Origin of the sequence: Vibrio sp. FF145, from assembly GCF_041439075.1 — a bacterium.
GTDB lineage: Bacteria > Pseudomonadota > Gammaproteobacteria > Enterobacterales > Vibrionaceae > Vibrio > Vibrio tasmaniensis_A.
Map to the genome: position 1 here is coordinate 43341 of NZ_JBGONH010000004.1, position 19366 is coordinate 62706.

At 44.0% G+C, this 19366-nt stretch carries 18 protein-coding genes and 1 riboswitch; of the genes, 3 read left to right on the forward strand and 15 right to left on the reverse strand.

Going from position 1 to position 19366, the window contains the following annotated elements; genetic code table 11:
• Positions 1 to 93: 93 nt before the first annotated feature.
• Entirely contained in the window at positions 94 to 1059 is a 966-nt protein-coding gene (locus tag ACED42_RS02715; protein WP_371701321.1) for an ABC transporter substrate-binding protein, read from the reverse strand.
• A 308-nt stretch (positions 1060 to 1367) separates the two neighbouring features.
• Positions 1368 to 1820 (reverse strand): terminus macrodomain insulation protein YfbV, encoded by a 453-nt coding sequence (yfbV, locus tag ACED42_RS02720; RefSeq protein ID WP_017099049.1) that lies wholly within the window; start codon positions 1818 to 1820, stop codon positions 1368 to 1370.
• A gap of 341 nt (positions 1821 to 2161) precedes the next feature.
• On the opposite strand from yfbV, the gene ACED42_RS02725 reads away from it, so the two are divergent.
• Both ACED42_RS02725 and pta read left to right on the forward strand, forming a co-directional pair.
• On the forward strand, positions 2162 to 3358 hold the full coding sequence (locus ACED42_RS02725; protein ID WP_017099050.1) for an acetate kinase: 1197 nt from the start codon (positions 2162 to 2164) through the stop codon (positions 3356 to 3358).
• Positions 3359 to 3504: 146 nt separating this feature from the next.
• Complete coding sequence (pta, locus tag ACED42_RS02730; protein WP_371701323.1) at positions 3505 to 5670, forward strand: phosphate acetyltransferase; 2166 nt, start codon at positions 3505 to 3507, stop codon at positions 5668 to 5670.
• A 93-nt stretch (positions 5671 to 5763) separates the two neighbouring features.
• Here pta and ACED42_RS02735 read toward each other — a convergent pair whose 3' ends face one another.
• The 11 genes from ACED42_RS02735 to moaA all read right to left on the reverse strand — a co-directional run bounded on the left by ACED42_RS02735 (position 5764) and on the right by moaA (position 16216).
• Positions 5764 to 6702 carry a glutathione S-transferase family protein gene (locus tag ACED42_RS02735; RefSeq protein ID WP_371701382.1) on the reverse strand — a complete coding sequence of 313 codons (939 nt, stop codon included), beginning with the start codon at positions 6700 to 6702 and terminating at the stop codon, positions 5764 to 5766.
• 195 nt (positions 6703 to 6897) lie between these two features.
• Positions 6898 to 7884, reverse strand: coding sequence for a murein tripeptide/oligopeptide ABC transporter ATP binding protein OppF (oppF, locus tag ACED42_RS02740; RefSeq protein WP_017062172.1), 987 nt, complete (start codon positions 7882 to 7884; stop codon positions 6898 to 6900).
• The gene (locus tag ACED42_RS02745; RefSeq protein WP_009848635.1) at positions 7881 to 8852 is read right to left on the reverse strand and encodes an ABC transporter ATP-binding protein; all 972 of its coding nucleotides are present in this window, start codon (positions 8850 to 8852) and stop codon (positions 7881 to 7883) included. The genes oppF and ACED42_RS02745 overlap by 4 nt, the downstream gene beginning before the upstream one ends.
• Before the next feature lie 51 nt (positions 8853 to 8903).
• A complete protein-coding gene (gene oppC / locus ACED42_RS02750; RefSeq protein WP_009848636.1) occupies positions 8904 to 9806 on the reverse strand; it encodes an oligopeptide ABC transporter permease OppC in 903 nt (300 codons plus the stop codon).
• A gap of 15 nt (positions 9807 to 9821) precedes the next feature.
• Positions 9822 to 10742, reverse strand: coding sequence for an oligopeptide ABC transporter permease OppB (gene oppB, locus ACED42_RS02755; protein WP_012603542.1), 921 nt, complete (start codon positions 10740 to 10742; stop codon positions 9822 to 9824).
• A 111-nt stretch (positions 10743 to 10853) separates the two neighbouring features.
• Positions 10854 to 12485, reverse strand: a complete 1632-nt coding sequence (locus tag ACED42_RS02760; protein ID WP_371701325.1) for an ABC transporter substrate-binding protein — start codon at positions 12483 to 12485, stop codon at positions 10854 to 10856.
• Between the two features lie 660 nt (positions 12486 to 13145).
• Complete coding sequence (gene moaE / locus ACED42_RS02765; protein ID WP_371701327.1) at positions 13146 to 13619, reverse strand: molybdopterin synthase catalytic subunit MoaE; 474 nt, start codon at positions 13617 to 13619, stop codon at positions 13146 to 13148.
• Positions 13620 to 13621: 2 nt separating this feature from the next.
• On the reverse strand, positions 13622 to 13867 hold the full coding sequence (gene moaD, locus ACED42_RS02770; RefSeq protein WP_009848640.1) for a molybdopterin synthase sulfur carrier subunit: 246 nt from the start codon (positions 13865 to 13867) through the stop codon (positions 13622 to 13624).
• Positions 13864 to 14343: a cyclic pyranopterin monophosphate synthase MoaC gene (gene moaC / locus ACED42_RS02775; protein ID WP_004734026.1), complete on the reverse strand. Its 480-nt coding sequence runs from the start codon at positions 14341 to 14343 to the stop codon at positions 13864 to 13866. The genes moaD and moaC overlap by 4 nt, the downstream gene beginning before the upstream one ends.
• Before the next feature lie 12 nt (positions 14344 to 14355).
• Positions 14356 to 14868, reverse strand: coding sequence for a molybdenum cofactor biosynthesis protein B (gene moaB / locus ACED42_RS02780; protein ID WP_010437177.1), 513 nt, complete (start codon positions 14866 to 14868; stop codon positions 14356 to 14358).
• Between the two features lie 358 nt (positions 14869 to 15226).
• Positions 15227 to 16216: a GTP 3',8-cyclase MoaA gene (gene moaA / locus ACED42_RS02785; RefSeq protein WP_029223023.1), complete on the reverse strand. Its 990-nt coding sequence runs from the start codon at positions 16214 to 16216 to the stop codon at positions 15227 to 15229.
• Positions 16205 to 16357: riboswitch (molybdenum cofactor riboswitch) on the reverse strand. Its footprint overlaps the gene before it by 12 nt.
• 194 nt (positions 16358 to 16551) lie before the next feature.
• Here moaA and ACED42_RS02790 point away from each other — a divergent pair.
• Complete coding sequence (locus tag ACED42_RS02790) at positions 16552 to 17439, forward strand: YvcK family protein (protein WP_135381346.1); 888 nt, start codon at positions 16552 to 16554, stop codon at positions 17437 to 17439.
• A gap of 90 nt (positions 17440 to 17529) precedes the next feature.
• Here ACED42_RS02790 and luxU read toward each other — a convergent pair whose 3' ends face one another.
• Positions 17530 to 17874 (reverse strand): quorum-sensing phosphorelay protein LuxU, encoded by a 345-nt coding sequence (luxU, locus tag ACED42_RS02795; RefSeq protein WP_009848644.1) that lies wholly within the window; start codon positions 17872 to 17874, stop codon positions 17530 to 17532.
• A 24-nt stretch (positions 17875 to 17898) separates the two neighbouring features.
• The gene (gene luxO, locus ACED42_RS02800) at positions 17899 to 19287 is read right to left on the reverse strand and encodes a quorum-sensing sigma-54 dependent transcriptional regulator LuxO (protein WP_009848645.1); all 1389 of its coding nucleotides are present in this window, start codon (positions 19285 to 19287) and stop codon (positions 17899 to 17901) included.
• Positions 19288 to 19366 lie beyond the last annotated feature (79 nt).

The window sequence follows — 19366 nt, forward strand, 5'->3', positions numbered from 1 at the left end:
GGTGAGAGTCGACTAATGTTGTTCATTATGATGGTTTAAGTCCCTGTTAACAAAGTGACTTATCAAACATGATTTTTTTGATGTAAATACCTATTAACGACTGACTATCGCACGATCAACCACAGACTTAGGTAGCGTCAAACCAAGCATACGAGCGGCATCTAGGTTAACTACCAACTGAGAGCTTTGAGCTGTTTTGACATTCAACTTCCCTGGTTTTTGTCCGTTCAAAATAGCGGCCACATAATCAGCGGTCTGCACCCCGACGTCATAGTAATCTAGACCTAATCCAGCGATTGCTCCCTTGCCAACATAAGACGTTGCTCCTGCAACCACGGGTGTGCCAGTTTGGTTTGCAGCATTTATAAGTCCTTCGATACCGCTTGCCACCGTGTTATCAGTTAGTGCGTAGATAACATCAGATCTCTTAGCCACGGATGCTGTTTTTTCTTCTACATCATCGATGGTCAACGCTTTTTCAGTATGCAAAGTAAAGCCAAAGTCTCGTGTTGCCTGCTTTAACAGCCCTACTAAAGCAACAGCATTTGCCTCTGCTGGGTTATAAACCACACCGACTGAAACTGCATTGGGGAGTAGCTCTTTAATAAGAGATACATGTTGGGAAATAGGTGATAAGTCAGAAAGGCCTGTGACATTTCGTCCCGGCTGTTCCAATTGTTTAACAAGTCTTGCTCCGATAGGGTCTGTCACCGCGGTGAACACAATCGGGATCGTTCGAGTCGCTGAAACCAACGCTTGAGAGGTCGGTGTCGCGATGCCAACTAATACATGAGGGTTCTCACTAACTAACTCTCTGGCTATTTTTGCTGCCTGAGCGGGATTGCCACCAGCCATTTCATAAGAAAACTCTAAGTTCTTACCGGGTTCATAACCTTTAGCTCTTAATCCTTCAAGAAGCCCTAGACGTGTTGCATTCAGATCTGGATGGTCAATAACTTGTGAAACCGAAACTTTGGCAACATTCGCCATTACATTGCTTGTCCATAGCAACAACAGACAACTTACGACCGCTGCCAATACCTTTTTTACAGAACTCATTATCGCTCCCTGAATCAAGCTCTACTCGTTATTGCTCGCTCAAAGAGAACAACATCACTATTGATATTATTACCAGTAACCATTGATAACTTGAAGTTATATTTAACAAAAACACAACAAGGCTCGAAAAATGCGTGAAATAGCGAGAGGCAGAATTTGAAAGGTAAGAAACTACATGAGTAGTAAGAGAAAAAAGGAATGAGGGGAGCGAGATGAATAAAAACGAAGTGAAAATATTAAAGTCAAACCTGAGAACAAACCATCAATGAAGAATAGTTGCTCTCAGACAAGAGGAGAGTTGAAACTCATTAGAACCAACGTTCCATTGAGGATTTATCTAGCTGACGAAATGCGCGATTTAAAATGATCGCCAATTCTTTATAACGAGGGCGCGACTTCATTGGCTCTAACGCAAAACCCGTTTCAGTGATCTTCTCATGAAGTTCGCGATACCACGAGACTAGCGCAGGTGGAAGTTGTGTGTTTGAGCGATTACCTAACCACCACATGCCTTGAAGCGGTAAGCTGATTGCAAACAAAGCCATGACCACAGCTTGTGGCATCGCTTGGTAATTATTAAAGACCATTTGTGTAAGAACACTAATAGCAGCAATCGCAGGCATCACTTTCACGCCAAAACGGGTCGCTTTAATAATGCGCTGTTCTGGGAAGATCGCGTTTAACTCTTTTCGGACGGGCCAGAGATCCATGTACTTTTGGCCATCTTTTAAACTACTAGCTAAACCAACTCTATTGCTCATATGAGTCTCCCATTAAAAAAAAGTTGAAATCATCAACTAAAAACACAAAAATTTGACGAAAAATAATATTCTTTCAAATTTTTTTGTTATATTTGCACAATATCGCTATTATTTGCAGGCCTCAATCTCATTGTTGCCCTTATTTACAATTTAAGCAACTTTGAGAAGACTTCTGCAAGGAATGCACAAGCCTCTTTTTGATAAAGAGCGCTTTCACTTTATACGGAAATTAACGTTTTTTTGACCAAGGTTAGTACGCAAGCCTATGTGCTTCGACTATTCTTGAGATTAATTTTCATCCTTAACTGATTTCGATCAGAAAAATAAACAGGTAGTCATTAATGTCTAAGCTAGTTTTAGTTTTAAACTGTGGTAGTTCTTCTCTTAAATTTGCTGTAGTTGACGCAGTATCTGGTGACGAGCATCTAACAGGTCTTGCAGAATGTCTGCATCTTCCTGAAGCTCGTATCAAGTGGAAACTTGATGGTAAACACGAAGCTCAACTAGGTAATGGCGCAGCACACGAAGAAGCACTAGCCTTCATGGTAGAAACTATTCTTGCTTCTAAGCCAGAACTTTCTGAAAACCTTGCAGCAATCGGTCACCGTGTTGTGCATGGTGGTGAAAACTTTACTTCATCAGCACTAATCACTGATGAAGTAATTAAAGGTATCGAAGATGCAGCGACTTTCGCTCCTCTTCACAACCCTGCGCACCTTATCGGTATTAAAGCAGCTCAAAAATCATTCCCAGCACTAAAAAACGTTGCTGTATTTGATACTGCTTTCCACACGACAATGCCAGAAGAAGCTTACCTATACGCGCTTCCATACAACCTATACACAGATCACGGTATTCGTCGTTACGGTGCACATGGTACATCTCACCTATTTATTACTCGTGAGTGTGCCACGCTTCTAGACAAACCTATTGAAGAAGTTAACATCATTAACTGTCACCTAGGTAACGGCGCATCTGTTTGTGCAGTCAAGAATGGCCAATCTGTAGATACTTCTATGGGCCTTACTCCTCTTGAAGGTCTTGTAATGGGTACTCGCTGTGGCGACCTTGACCCTGCTGTTATGTTCCACCTACATGACAAACTTGGCATGAGCGTTGATGAAATCAACACAATGTTCACTAAAGAGTCTGGCCTACAAGGTCTAACTCAAGTAACTTCTGACTGTCGTTTCGTTGAAGACAACTACGGCGAGAAAGAAGAAGCTACTCGTGCAATGGACGTATTCTGTCACCGTCTAGCTAAATACGTTGCAAGCTACACTGCAACCCTAGAAGGTCGCCTTGACGCTATCGTATTCACTGGTGGCATCGGTGAAAACTCAGCGCCAATCCGTGAAATGGTTCTTAACCGTCTTGCATTCTTCGGTATCGAAGTAGATAGCGCAGCTAACCTTAAAGCTCGTTTCGGCGGCGAAGGTACTATCACGACTGAAAACAGCCGTGTACCAGCAATGGTTATCTCTACTAATGAAGAGCTAGTGATTGCAGAAGATACAGCTGAACTAGCAGGTCTTTAATCGAATTTTCTGACTAGCTTCACTCGACGCTAGTCAGATTTTTATCTAAGAAAAATGGGGCTCAACTTTTATTCCTACCCCTATATAAATGTTGGTAGGAACAGGAGTTGAGCTTTTTTCATTCCAATAGTTAAAGGTACTCCTCAATGTCCCGTACTATTATGCTTATCCCTACAAGCGCTGGTGTTGGTCTTACTAGTGTAAGCATGGGTGTTCTTCGCGCGATGGAGCGCAAAGGCGTAAGTGTTTCGTTCTACAAACCAATCGCTCAACCTCGTAGCGGTGGCGATCAACCAGATCTAACATCAACTATCATTAGCACAAACAGCGACATCAAGATTGGTGAACCAATTGCGATGACTAAAGCTGAAGCGTTGATCGGTAGTGAAAAAATGGATGTACTTCTTGAATCTGTTGTTGAGCAATACAACAAAATCAACAAAGACGCTGAAGTAACGCTAATCGAAGGCCTAGTCCCTACTCGTAAGCACCCGTTTGCAAACCAAGTGAACGCAGAAATCGCAAAAACGCTTGGCGCAGAGATCGTATTCGTTGCGACTCCTGGTACTGACAACCCTACGCAACTTAAAGAGCGTATCGAAGTAGCATGTTCTAACTTCGGCGGTACAAAAAACAAGAATATCAAAGGCGTAATCATCAACAAGCTTAATGCTCCTGTTGATGAAGCTGGTCGTACTCGCCCTGACCTATCTGAAATCTTTGATGATGCAGACAGCGCTCAGCAAGCGAACCTTGAAGTAATGCAAATCTTCAATTCTAGCCCTATCCGTGTTCTTGGCTGTGTGCCATGGAGCATCGACCTAATCGCAACTCGTGCGGTTGATATGGCTAAGCACCTTAACGCTGAAATCGTTAACGAAGGTGAAATCTCAACTCGTCGTATTAAGAGCATCACTTTCTGTGCACGTTCTCTACCGCACATGATTGAGCACTTCAAGCCAGGTTCACTACTAGTAACTTCTGCAGACCGTCCTGACGTTATCGTTGCTGCGGCTCTTGCTGCGAAAAACGGTGTTGAGATTGGCGCAATCCTACTGACTGGCGGTTACGACATTCCAGAAAGTATTGCTAACCTTTGTGCACCAGCATTCGCTTCAGGTCTACCGATCTTCAAAGCTCAAGGTAACACTTGGCAGACGTCTCTAAACCTACAGAGCTTCAACCTAGAAGTTCCTGCAGACGATAAAGAGCGTATCGAGTTCGTTAACGATCACGTTGCAAGCCACATTGATGGCCCTTGGATTGATTCTCTATCTGAAGGTACTCAAGGCATCCGTCGTCTAAGCCCACCAGCATTCCGTTACCAGCTAACTGAATTTGCTCGTAAAGCGGCTAAGCGCATCGTTCTTCCTGAAGGTGACGAGCCACGTACAGTTAAAGCTGCGGCTATCTGTGCTGAGCGCGGTATCGCAACGTGTGTACTTCTAGGTAACCCTGAAGAAATCCGTCGTGTTGCTGCACAACAAGGTGTTGAGCTAGGCGCTGGCGTTGAGATCATCGACTCTGCATCAGTTCGCGAAAACTACGTAGCTCGTCTAGTAGAACTTCGTGGCGCTAAAGGTATGACTGAAGTTGTCGCTCGTGAGAAGCTAGACGATTCAGTATTCCTAGGTACTATGATGCTTGAAGCTGGTGAAGTTGACGGCCTAGTTTCTGGTGCTGTTCACACTACGGCGAACACAATCGTTCCTCCGTTCCAGATCATCAAGACAGCACCCGATGCTTCTATCGTATCTTCAATCTTCTTCATGCTTCTACCTGATCAAGTTCTGGTATACGGTGACTGTGCGATCAACCCAGATCCAACAGCTGAACAGCTTGCTGAAATCGCTATCCAATCTGCAGATTCTGCTGCGGCATTCGGTATCGACCCACGCGTTGCTATGATCTCTTACTCTACTGGTGAATCTGGTAAAGGTGCAGACGTAGATAAAGTACGTGAAGCAACCAAACTTGCTCAAGCGAAACGTCCTGATCTTGTGATCGACGGTCCTCTTCAGTACGACGCAGCAATCATGGAAAACGTAGCCGCTTCTAAAGCGCCAAACTCTCCAGTTGCAGGTAAAGCGACAGTATTCGTATTCCCAGACCTAAACACGGGTAACACGACTTACAAAGCGGTACAGCGTTCAGCAGATCTAGTGTCTATCGGTCCAATGCTTCAAGGTATGCGCAAGCCAGTAAATGACTTGTCACGTGGCGCTCTAGTAGACGATATCGTTTACACAGTAGCTCTAACGGCTATCCAAGCAGACCAAGCAGCTCAAGCTGAAGAAAAAGTAATTAACTAATTTTTCTTTTGTAGAAAGCAAAAAACCCTAGATTCTTATCTAGGGTTTTTTTATATCTAACGCTTAAGGTTACTTGATGCTCTTAAGATTAATCTAACCTCGCCCATGGACTGATTCTAAGTCTAGCGCAGGTCCTTTCGGCACAACTTGGGTTGGGTTTATACCTGTATGGCTGTAATAATAGTGGCGCTTGATGTGATAAAAATCGGTCGTCTCTTTAATGCCTTCGACCTGGTAGAGCTCTTTTAAGTAGCCCTGAATATGGACGTAGTCTGAAATTCGCTGCTTATTACACTTAAAGTGCCCAACATAAACGGCATCAAATCGAACCAGAGTGGTAAACAAGCGCCAATCCGCTTCTGTAATCTCGTTACCCGCTAAATAGCGATGTTCGCTAAGGTGAGCGTCTACTTTGTCTAAGGCTTCAAATAACGCATCATACGCTTCTTCGTAGGCTTCTTGTGTCGTTGCAAAGCCCGTTCGGTACACACCGTTGTTAATGTTTGGGTAGATATAGTCATTCCACTCATCAATCTTCTTTGCCAGTTCCCACGGATAGTAATCATCGGTGTTGCCTGTCAGTTCATTAAACTCTGAGTTAAACATACGGATAATCTCAGACGACTCGTTACTCACAATGGTGTTAGTCTTTTTATCCCACAACACAGGCACCGTCACTCTACCCGAGTAGTCAGGTTTGGCTTGAGTGTAGATTTGATGCATGCGCGTATGGCCGAACAGAGGTTCAGGTAACCCCATTTGCCAACCATCACTCATCATGTCTGGGCAAACCACCGTCACGTCAATGTGATCGGTTAGGTCTTTAAGATCTCGGAAGATAAGGGTGCGGTGCGCCCAAGGGCAAGCCAATGATACGTACAAGTGATAACGGCCGCTTTCAGGCTGAAACTGCGCGGACGCTTTATTCTCTACCCAGTGACGAAAGCCTGCATCTTCACGAACAAACTTGCCACCACTTTCTTTGGTGTCGTACCAAACATCATGCCAAACACCTTCAACTAACTTGCCCATATCCAAACCTCTGTCATCCATACTTTTCTCTAGTATAAAAAAAGCCAACTTTTTCTAAACTAGAAGAAGTTGGCTTAGTTGTTCAAATTATTTGATGAAGCTTATTTAATATGGAACTTTAGACACAAAAAAAGCGCGACTCTAATAACTAGTCGCGCTTAAGCCTGTCACAGGCTGAACCGTTTTAAATAGGCTCTAGACTTGTACGTGCAAACAAGATACTGCGTGAACGTCATCGCCTTGAATAGTTGGCTTAGTTTGCGCACACGCCTCTGTTGCTTGCGGGCAACGAGTACGAAACACACAACCTGATGGTGGATTGATTGGTGACGGTAGATCACCCTCCAGCATCTGAATGGTTTTACTCCGCTCTAAGCGAGGATCTGGAATTGGAACTGCAGACATCAACGCTTTGGTATATGGGTGCTTAGGGTCTGAGAACAAGGCATCTGATTCACCTAGCTCAACAGCATTACCTAAGTACATCACCAATACACGGTCAGAGATGTGTTTAACCACTGACAAATCGTGCGCGATGAATACCAAAGACAAACCAAGCTCTTTCTGTAGTTCTTTCAGAAGGTTAACTACTTGAGCTTGGATAGAGACATCCAGTGCAGAAACAGGTTCATCACAGATGATCATCTTAGGCTTCAAGATAAGTGCACGTGCAATACCGATACGCTGACACTGACCACCAGAGAATTCATGTGGGTAACGGTTGATTACGTTGGGTAGTAGACCAACTTTTGCCATCATCTCTTTAACTCTGTCCTTCACTTCTTGTTTAGAAAGTTCAGGGAAGAAAGTCTCTAGAGGCTCAGCAATGATGTCGCCTACTGACATACGCGGGTTGAGTGATGCTAACGGATCTTGGAAGATCATCTGAATCTCTTTACGAGTCTCACGACGTTTCACTTCTTGCATCTTAGTCAGGTCCTGACCTAACCACATCACTTGACCTTCAGTCGCTTCAACCAAACCGATAATTGCGCGTGCAAAAGTCGACTTACCACAACCAGACTCACCTACCACACCTAGCGTTTCGCCTTCGTAAAGATGAACATCAACACCATCGACTGCTTTAAGGTTTGATGGTTTCGCCCAAGGCCAAGCAGACTTAGCCGCAATGCTAAAGTGAACTTTTAGGTCTTTAATATCTAATAGTAATTCTTTACTCATTTTGTCCAAGTCTCCCAGTCTGAAAAACAAGCACGCTGACGGTCTTTAGCAAATGGCTGTAGAATCGGTGCTTCTTGCTTACAACGGTCCATTACACGGTGACAACGGTCTTGGTAAGGACAACCTGTTGGTAGGCGAAGTAAGTTAGGTGGGTTACCTGGAATCGTCGGTAGAATTTCACCTTCGGTATCCAAACGAGGAATTGCTTTAAGCAGGCCTTCCGCATAAGGGTGGCTTGGCTCGTAGAAGATTTCATCAACCGTGCCATATTCCATTGTACGACCTGCGTACATCACCAGTACTTTGTCACATGAGCCAGCAACAACACCCAAATCATGGGTGATCATGATGATTGCCGTATTGAACTCATCTTTAAGTTCGTTCAGCAATTCCATAATTTGCGCTTGAATGGTTACATCCAGTGCCGTTGTTGGTTCATCAGCGATAAGCAATTTAGGGCGACACAGCAGTGCCATTGCGATCATCACACGCTGACGCATACCGCCCGAAAACTCGTGCGGGTACATAGTGATGCGCTTGCGTGCTTCAGGGATTTTCACCGCTTCCAGCATACGCACTGATTCTTCGAACGCTTCTGCTTTACCCATGCCTTTATGCAGCATCAGTACTTCCATCAGCTGGTCACATACTTTCATGTAAGGATTCAGTGACGTCATTGGATCTTGGAAGATCATCGCGATCTGTTCAGCACGTACTTTGTTCAGCTCTTTTTCAGGCAGGTTAAGAATTTCATTGCCTTCAAACTTTGCGCTACCTGAGATGATGCCGTTCTTCGCCAGCAGTCCCATCAGTGCAAATACCGTTTGTGATTTACCTGAACCCGACTCACCAACAATACCCAGCGTTTCGCCTTGGTTAAGTGAGAAGTTCAAGTCGTTTACTGCGGTTACGATACCATCTTGCGTGGTAAATTCGACGCGCAGATCTTTGACATCTAATAAGCTCATCATTGCTTCCTTCAATCTTTTATAGCTTTTGTATTTTTATTTGCTATTTCTTTATCTGTCTTTTGGATCAAGCGCGTCGCGCAGACCATCACCTACGTAGTTAAAGCAGAACAGCGTAACTACCATGAATGCCGCTGGGAATGCCAGTTGCCAAATAGCAACTTCCATTGTTTGCGAGCCTTCTTGTAATAGCGCGCCCCAACTTGTCATAGGCTCTTGAACACCAAGACCAAGGAAAGATAAGAATGATTCAGTAAGGATCATGCTCGGAATAAGTAGCGTCGAGTAAACCGCAACAATACCCAATACATTCGGTACGATATGACGTGTAATGATCTTCCATTTACTTACACCACATACGTGAGCAGCCTCGATGAATTCTTTGCTACGTAGACTCAACGTTTGACCACGTACGATTCGTGCCATATCGAGCCAAGCAATAGCACCGATAGCAACAAAGATAAGTACAATATTACGACCAAAGAATGTTACCAGTACGATCACAAGGAACATGAATGGTACGGCGTACAAGATCTCTAGGATACGCATCATCACTCGGTCAGTACGACCGCCAATGAAACCTGAAGCTGCACCGTAAAGCGTACCAATCAGTACCGCTACAAATGCGCCCATCACACCAACCATAAGAGAAATACGGCCGCCGATCATCGTACGAACGTATAAGTCACGACCTAAACTGTCAGTACCAAACCAATGATCCGCATTTGGACCAACGTGCATTGCGTACCAATCAGTATCATCGTAAGCATGCTGCGCCAACATAGGTAAGAAGATTACCGAAAGCACCATGATAATTAGAATGAACAGACTGATCATTGCCGCTTTGTTGCGCATAAAACGAATACGCGCATCTTGCCACAAACTACGACCTTCAATTTCCAAATTCTCAGAGAATTTTTCGATCGCTTCTAAGTTTTCTTTTTTCTTCAACATAACCATGCGTCCCTGTTAGTAGCGAATTTTCGGGTCAATAAGCGCTAGTAAAATATCAACAATTGCGTTGAATAAGATGAATAGGAAACCAATCAAGATGGTTACACCCATTACTAACGAGTAGTCACGGTTAAACGCGGCGTTAACAAACAGCTTACCGATACCCGGTAGGCCGAAGATGGTTTCAACAACAACTGAACCTGTGATGATACCTACGAAAGCAGGCCCCATATATGAAACAACAGGTAGCATTGCTGGCTTAAGCGCATGTTTAAGAACGATATAACGGTAACTTAGACCTTTAGCACGAGCAGTACGGATAAAGTTACTGTTTAGTGTTTCAATCATGCTACCGCGAGTGATACGAGCAAAGGTAGCTACATATAGAAGAGACATCGCAATAACAGGTAGCACGATGTACGCGAAGGTGCCGCCATGCCAACCACCTGCTGGGAATATATTCCAGTGCAGGGAGAAAAGGTAAATAAGCGCAGGTGCCAACACGAAGGATGGCATCACCACCCCGAGCATGGCAGTCGACATTATGGTGTAGTCGACCCAGGTATTGTGCTTCAACGCGGCTATAGTACCGACGGTGACCCCCATAATTAGCGTAAAGATAAAGGCAACGAAGCCTACCTTCGCAGATACTGGAAGTGCTACAGCGATCAGCTCATTTACTGTGTAATCTTGATATTTGAAAGATGGACCAAAATCACCCTGAAGGATGTTGGTTAAGTACGTGGTGTACTGTTCAAATACTGGTTTATCTAAGCCGTATTTAGCTTCGATGTTAGCCATAACTTCTGGCGGTAATGGACGCTCGCTTGAAAACGGGTTACCCGGTGCGAAACGCATGAGAAAGAAAGATATAGTGATCAACACCAACATCGTTGGAATCGCTTCAAATATCCTTTTCATAATGAATTTAAGCATAAACTCACTCTTTCAGTCTGTGACAATTAAAATTAGAAAGACACTACATGCGCGTGTTACGCATGTAGTATCTGTATCGTTATAGTTATATTAACTTTTTAGAATCGAAGCTTATTGAGCCTTGATGTATAAGTCTTTCGAGAAGATCTTATCTTCCGCGTTGTTCGTAGGGAAGCCACCAACGTGCGGATTTAGTAGACGTGATTTCACGTATTGATAGATAGGTGCGATAGGCATATCGTTAGCCATTAGCGCCTCAGCTTCAAGATAAAGTGCTTTACGCTCTTCTTCTGAAGTCGAGTTCAGTGCTTTATCAATGATTTGATCGTAAGCCGCGCTGTCGTAGTGAACACCACCGGTAGTGTTGTTACTCTTCATTAGCGTTAGGAATGACGACGCTTCATTGTAGTCACCACACCAACCAGCACGAGCTACTTCGAAGTCACCAGAATCTTTAGAAGATAGGTAAGTTTTCCACTCTTGGTTTTCAAGTGTAACTTTAAGACCCAGTGTTTTCTTCCACATAGAACCTAGTGCTACAGCAATCTTCTTGTGGTTTTCAGAAGTGTTGTAAAGTAGGTTGAAGTTTAGTGGATTGTCTTTGCCGTAACCCGCTTCTTCAAGAAGACGAGCCGCTTCTACGTTACGTTCTTTTTGAGACATTGCACCGTACTGAGGAAGCTCAGGATCGAAGCCCGCTGTGATTTCAGGCGTCAGGAAATATGCTGGTTTTTGACCTTGCGCTAAGATAGCGTCAGTCACGATGTCACGGTCAATTGCGTAAGAGATAGCCTTACGTACGCGAACGTCATCAAATGGAGCTTTCTTCGTGTTGAAGATGTAGTAGTAAGTACACAAGTTACCGGCTACAGATACGTCTTCTGCGTGCTCTTTCTTAAGACGCTTGAAGTGCTCAGTTGGAAGTTCATTTGTGAAGTCGATTTCACCAGATAGGAAACGGTTCATTTCCGCAACTTGGTTTTCGATTGGTAGGAAGGTTACTTTGTTTAGAACAGTTTTGTCGTTGTTCCAGTATTGGTCGTTACGCTTTAGAACTAGACGTTCGTTAACAACCCACTTATCAACAGAGAATGCGCCGTTACCTACGAAGTTACCCGGCTTGGTCCATTGGTCACCGAATTTTTCAACAGTTGCTTTGTGTACTGGCTTCACTGTTGTGTGGCCCATCATCATTACGAAGTATGGTACCGCTGTTTCTAATTCAACAACAAGTGTGTTTGCATCTACAGCTTTAACGCCTAGCTCACTCTTGTCTTTCTTACCCGCTACGATGTCTTTCGCATTCACCATCTTGGTATATTCCATGTACCAAGCGTATGGAGAAGCAGTGGCAGGATCAACTGCACGTTTCCAGCTGTAAACAAAATCTTCAGCTGTTACAGGATCGCCGTTAGACCATTTTGCATCTTTACGTAGATGAAAAGTGAATGTTTTGTTGTCTGTCGTTTCCCAGCTCTCAGCAACGCCAGGGATAGTATTACCTTCACCGTCCTGGTTCACTAGACCTTCTAGAAGATCACGAATTACGTGAGATTCTGGTACACCTTGAGATTTGTGTGGGTCGATAGTCGCAACTTCAGTACCGTTACCGCGAACAAGTTCCTGAACTTTTGCTAGTTCTGTACCTGCTGGAACTTCAGCAGCGATAGAAAGAGTAGAAGTGGCAGCCACTGCCAAACCAGCACCTAGAAGAAGGGCCTGAGTGATTTTATTCTTGTACATTTAATAAACTCCAAGTTTTTCGTATTGCATCCATGACTTCTTTGCTAAGTTCACTGAACGGCAGTGATTTAGATTTATTTAGCTTAAAATATAAGCATAAAAATCTAAAACCTTACAAAGATTGAGGCACACACTATCAACCATTGAAGTAATTTGCCATAAACAAGTCGCAAAAAATCGGATAATTCTCCGAAATACTCAAGGTATCAGTGTAAATATCTAATAAAATCCTAATGAATAGTGAGTTACACATAGGGATTTATTAAATAACAGCCTTTAGTGTTGATGTATCTGTGTTGATACTTTTTTTTAGCATCTTATGCTAGAACATCTTTGATAAGTTAACATTAATGCCACATTAAATCTAAGTGCACATCACATATCCCCTAAATAGACTGTACTATTTGTGAGGATTATCACTTTATACAAAACAGCATAATGCACTGCACCAAAACAGATGCAGAGCTGCACCAGTACAGAAAAAATAAGCCAAAGAATTTATATGCAACTCGAATGATTAATCATTTAATAAACACCCTATTTTTTATAAATGACTTTGTTGCACGCACAAAAAAACCGACGTTCAACGTCGGCTTTATTACCTAAGTCCTAACCTGAAATGCGTTATCACGTTAAGGACGAAACATTATGTGGGATAATTTACTTTTTCCAGCGCTCTGCAGCTTTGGTATCAGAATCGCGAGAATCAACCCAGCGAGTTGTTTCAGTGGTACGTTCTTTTTTCCAAAACGGCGCTTTGGTTTTGAGGAAGTCCATAACAAACTCGCACGCTTCGAAGGCAGCCCCTCGGTGCGCACTGGATACACCAACGTAAACAATCTGGTCACCGATATCTAGGTCACCAACACGGTGAATCACTCGCATCTTCTGAATAGGCCAGCGCGCTTCAGCTTGATCACAGATCTCGCTCAGCGACTTCTCTGTCATACCCGGATAGTGCTCTAGAGACAAACCAATCACGTTGTCGCCAAGGTTCATGTCGCGAACTTTACCAACAAACGTCACTACCGCTCCTGCAGCTGTGCCTTGAGCTAGATAATCGTATTCGTCACCCACAGAAAAATCTTCTGCAGTAACTACTACTCTTGGATCAATAACTCGAGAGTCGTTCATGGCTAACCTCCAGTAACAGGTGGGAAGAAAGCCACTTCATCGCCGTCTTTCACTTCAGTTGTCAAAGGTACGATTGATTGGTTAAGCGCAGCCAGAAGTTTGCCCTCCTCCAATGCGATATCCCATTTGCCTTCTTGTGTTACAAGGTGGCTGCGAATCGCTTCAATAGTATTGAATTGTGCATCGACTTCTAGGCTATCGACACCGACAAGTTCACGAGTTTGAGCAAAGAACAGTACAGTAATCATGATTCCACCTTGAAGTGACCAGATTTACCACCCGTCTTCTCTAACAGGCGTACATTTTCGATAACAATGTCTTTTTGAACAGCTTTACACATATCGTAAATCGTTAGCGCAGCAACGGAAGCAGCCGTAAGCGCTTCCATCTCAACGCCCGTCTTACCCGCAAGTTTACAAACAGATTCAATGCGAACCTTGTTTTCAGACTCGATAGCTTCTAGCTGCACTTCTACTTTAGTTAGTAGTAGAGGGTGACACAGTGGAATCAAGTCCCACGTCTTCTTCGCTGCTTGGATGCCAGCAATACGTGCCGTCGCAAAAACATCACCCTTATGGTGGCTACCAGAAACAATCAGTTCTAGCGTTTCTGCTGACATTTGAACGAAAGCTTCCGCTCTCGCTTCGCGTACAGTTTCCGCTTTAGCCGACACATCGACCATGTTCGCTTCACCAGACGCGTTAATGTGAGTAAATTGGCTCATGCTCAAACCACCTTATACAGAAAGATGTGGCATGAAGTTACAAGGACGGTGGCTAGCATCCATCTGTTGCTTAATGATCTTAGTCCAACCTGTACGGCACGCACCTGTAGAACCTGGCATCGCAAAGATAACCGTGTGGTTAGCAAAACCCGCGATTGCACGCGATTGAATCGTCGAAGTACCGATCTCTTCGTAAGACACTTGGCGGAATAGCTCACCAAAGCCTTCTACTTCTTTGTCGAACAGTGGCTTAAGTGCTTCTGGGGTGCTGTCACGAGAAGTGAAACCCGTACCACCAGTGATCATGATCGCTTGGACGCTGTCATCAGCAATCCACTGAGATACGATCGCACGGATCTTGTACATGTCATCGATAACAATTTGCTTATCAACCACGTTGTGACCAGCTTCCTTAGCATGCTCAGCTAGGTAACCACCTGACGTGTCGTTTTCTTCTGTACGAGTATCTGAAACCGTTAGTACTGCAATGTTCGCTGCTTGAAATTTGCTTTCTGCGTGACCCATTTGTTCACCTATAATAAATTTTTTCAATTATTAGGGCGTGTTGACCTTTCGTGATTAAATTTTGTTCGAGATAAAAGCGTTTTAATCGCGGCGAGGGGGAAGTCGCCTAGTCATTCTAAGCAAATCTCCCTCAACAAAGAGTAAAACGCTTTTAGCCGAACCCTTCGGGCAGCATTTGCTGGTCATTTCTACTGCGTTATCGGCTTCTCATGTAGGCTAGCTACACATCAAAGCCTCTGCCTTGTATAAATACCCAGCAACTCGCTGCAAAAATCAACTCGAAAGGGCAACACGCCCTAGACTTATTCGCCCACCTTAAAGAAGCTGAGCGATAAAATGCTTTAGAGTATATAGCGGGTTAACCGCCGATTGACGCCAAATTTGGAGTCATGCCGCTGTTGCCATCATGTAAGAAGTGGCTAACGGACTTGGTTTGAAGCTGAGCCTGAATTCGATCAATGAGCTCTTGCTCTTGTTGATCTTCTTGAATCAGATCTCTCAGTTCAACACCATGGTCGCCAAACAGACATAAGTGAAGTTTACCGGTCGCAGAAACACGCAGTCGGTTACAACTCTCACAAAAGTCTTTCTCGTAAGGCATGATCAAACCGATTTCACCCTGGTAGTCTGGGTGGACAAACACTTGCGCAGGGCCATCATTAACAGCTTTGACTTTTAACAGCCAACCATTAGCAATAAGCTGGTTGCGAATCGCAACGCCGGACACATGGTGTTTATCGAACAACTCGTCCATCTCGCCGGTTTTCATCAGCTCGATAAAACGTAATTGAATAGGTTTGTCTTTGATCCAATTAAGGAAGGCTGGTAATTCCTGACTGTTGAGGTCTTTCATTAATACAACGTTGACTTTGACTTGTTCAAAGCCAACCTCAAACGCTTTATCAATACCTCGCATAACCTCAGTAAACTTGTTCTCACCAGTGATCTGATGGAACATGCGCGAATCTAAGCTATCCACGCTCACGTTTATATGGGTTAAACCAGCATCACGCCATTGCCCTACTTGTTTCTCCATGCGGTAGCCATTCGTTGTGGTGGCTACTTTTTCAATGCCTGGAGTAGAAGCAACGGTATGTATGATTTCAGGAAAGTCTTTACGCAGACTCGGCTCTCCGCCAGTAATGCGGATCTTTGAGGTACCACAATCAGCAAACGCTTTAACAACGCGTTTGATCTCAGGAACACTTAAAAAAGACGAGTTTTTTTGCCCTGACGGTTTATAACCATCTGGCAAGCAGTAAGTACATTTAAAGTTACAGACGTCTGTAACCGACAAGCGCAAGTAATAAAACTTGCGATGGAATCTATCTTCGAATTGTTGCGCCACGGAACACCTTTCCAAACACGGGAGGCATAATCATTTCCAATTAAGCCCTTGTGACAACATGTCACTGGCTCTTGATGCGTATCGGTACAGCAAATACCACTGTGCGACTTAGCATGCGAGAGCTCGGAGTTATGGCAACTGCGCTTTATATTCACACGCGCAGTAGCTGAGTAATAAAATACTTAATATTTGTACGTGAATCTAGCTTTGATGACAAAAAACGAGTCACATCGGCAAAAAAAACGTATCAAACCCTCAAAATAACTCTTGTTGAGTATCTGACGAGAAGCATTTAACCTAAATTATAGTTGGTAATAATCTAACAAGAACAAAAAATGAATATTTACTCTTCAAAAAAAGTGGTCGCAATTGGTGGTGGTCACGGCTTAGGTCGTATGCTTGCGGCATTAAAAGACTTTGGTAGCAATGCGACAGGCATTGTTGCAACCACAGATAACGGTGGATCAACCGGGCGTATTCGAGATTGCCAAGGTGGCATCGCTTGGGGTGATACTCGTAACTGTATCAACCAGCTAATCACCGAGCCTTCGATCAGTTCGATGATGTTCGAATACCGATTTCGCGGTCAAGGTGAACTCGATGGTCACAACCTCGGAAACCTGATGCTTACTGCGCTAGACAACCTTTCTGTTCGCCCATTGGAAGCAATCAACCTGATTCGTAACATGCTTAAGGTCGATGTAAATATTGTACCAATGACGGAACACCCTTCCGATCTCACCGCTTTATCAATGGACGGCCGTTGGGTAACCGGCGAAACCAACGTTGATGACATGACAGAAAAACTGCGCATGATGGACTTGTCTCCAGAAGTGCCTGCGACCAGAGAAGCCGTTGCAGCTGTCGAACAAGCAGACTGTATCGTGCTTGGTCCGGGAAGTTTTCTAACCAGTGTTATGCCGCCCCTTCTACTGCCAGAGATTGGTAAAGCGATCGCAGATAATACTAAAGCCAAGGTTATCTTCGTTGAAAACCTGTCGCCAGAGCATGGACCTGCAGGGAAAATGACGCTACAAGAGCAATTGGAGTGGTGTGAACGTACCTGCAAGACAAGAAAAATCGACATTGTATTGGGTAACGCGCCCCATCCGGAACTTGAAGGGCTATGGAATTGCGTGACTGCTGACCTTGCCTCTCCAAATAGAGATTGGAGACACGACCGCGTAAAACTCCAACAAGCAATTAGGGATCAGTTGGTTTAACTCGGTTTTCTGAATCTATTTACCAAACAAAAACAAAAAGGAGCACGATGCTCCTTTTTAAGTTCATTGATGACTGACCACTTTAGAGCGTTAAAGCTCTGTCATTAACTGCTGGTACTCTTGGTAGGTGGATAACAAAATATCCTGCATACCTTGAAAGTCGACCTCTGTCATTGGCAGCGCTTGTTTCACTTTTGCGTCTAGGCTAATCGCGAAACTACACAAAGAGTCCGCACCAAAGCTCGCAGCACTACTCTTAAGTGCATGGCTAATATCCGCTAAATACTTAGATGTGTCTGACTCTTTATTTAGCTCCAAATGTTCGTAGTATCCCTTCAGTTCACCTAAAAATATTTCCAGTAACACTGGGACATTCTCTTGCCCTATTTCACCGGCAAGCTCATCAACTTTTTGCTGATTTAATATTATCATCATTGCTCTTTTCTTATTATTTGGTGATTACTGCTTCGCATTCCATGTTTGCAATTTTCGGTATATCGTCGATGGACTGACATCCAAGAAACCTGCCGCACGAGGAACGTTACCGTCACACGCTTTGATGGCCTGTTCGATAGCCGTTTTCTCAGTGATCCACAATGGGAAAATATCTTTTACCGTGATGTCTTCGTTCTGCTTCTCTTTTAAACGGAGACTGTTTTCAATTGGTTGGTTCAATGGCGGTGGAAGCATATTGAGAGTAATCTCTTTACCATTATTCAGTACCACTACATTTCGCAACACATTTTGTAACTGACGAACGTTCCCCGGCCACTCATATTGATTAAAGCGATCGAGTACTTCTTCAGCAAAACGTACGAACGCCTTGCCTTCTTCGACAGACATATAACCCAGCAATGAATATGCAATTTCGATGACATCTTCACCACGCTCACGCAATGGCGGCAAATGCAGTGGAATCACATATAAACGGTAGTATAAATCTTCTCTAAAGCGACCTTCTTGAACTTCCTTCCAAGGGTCGCGGTTCGTTGCACATACGAAACGAACATCCACACTCTTCATCTTCGAAGAGCCGACTTTTTGAAAGGTACCAGTTTGAATGAAGCGGAGTAGCTTAGTTTGCAGCTCTAAGTCCATTTCGCACAATTCATCGAGGAACAGGGTTCCACCATCTGCAAGTTCAGCTGCGCCTTGTCGATCCGTTGCTGCTCCAGTAAAGGCCCCTTTAACGTGACCAAACAATTCACTCTCAATCAAATCTTTAGGAATCGCTGCACAGTTGATTGCGATAAATGGCTTATCGCCACGCTTACTCGCAGCGTGAATGGCTTCAGCACATACCTCTTTACCGGTACCACTTTCACCTGTGATGAAAATACTGGCTTTGCTCGATGCGGCAGAATCGATCGTTCGGTAAACCTGCTGCATGGTTTGACTACTGCCAATAAAGCCTTGATAGTTCTGATTTCCTGGATGTTCCGAGCTATTTTTAAGTTTAGTGGCTTTGCGGATCGCGTTGTTCACCGTAATACGAAGTCGGTCGGCTTCACACGGCTTGATAAGGAAATCTTGGGAACCATGTCGCATGGCTTCTACTGCGGTATCAATAGAGCCGTGAGCAGTCATGAAGATAACGGGAACTTCCGGATATTTTTGTTTTACAGCAAACAGTACATCCATACCCGTCATATCGGGCAGGCGTAGATCTAATAAAATGAGGTCTGGGATTCGATGGTTCAAACTCTCGATTGCATCGCGGCCAGTACCAACAATGTTAATATCAATTTCGAGCGGTGTAAGATACGATCGATATAACGCTGCTACCGACGCGGTATCTTCTACCATTAACAAATACTTCGATTTGTTATCTAACGTTTTTGATTGCATATCCTAGCCATTTATAATTTGCATTTCTTATTATAATCGCATTCCGCTTTGCATTATGCAAATTAACCACACTGTTTAT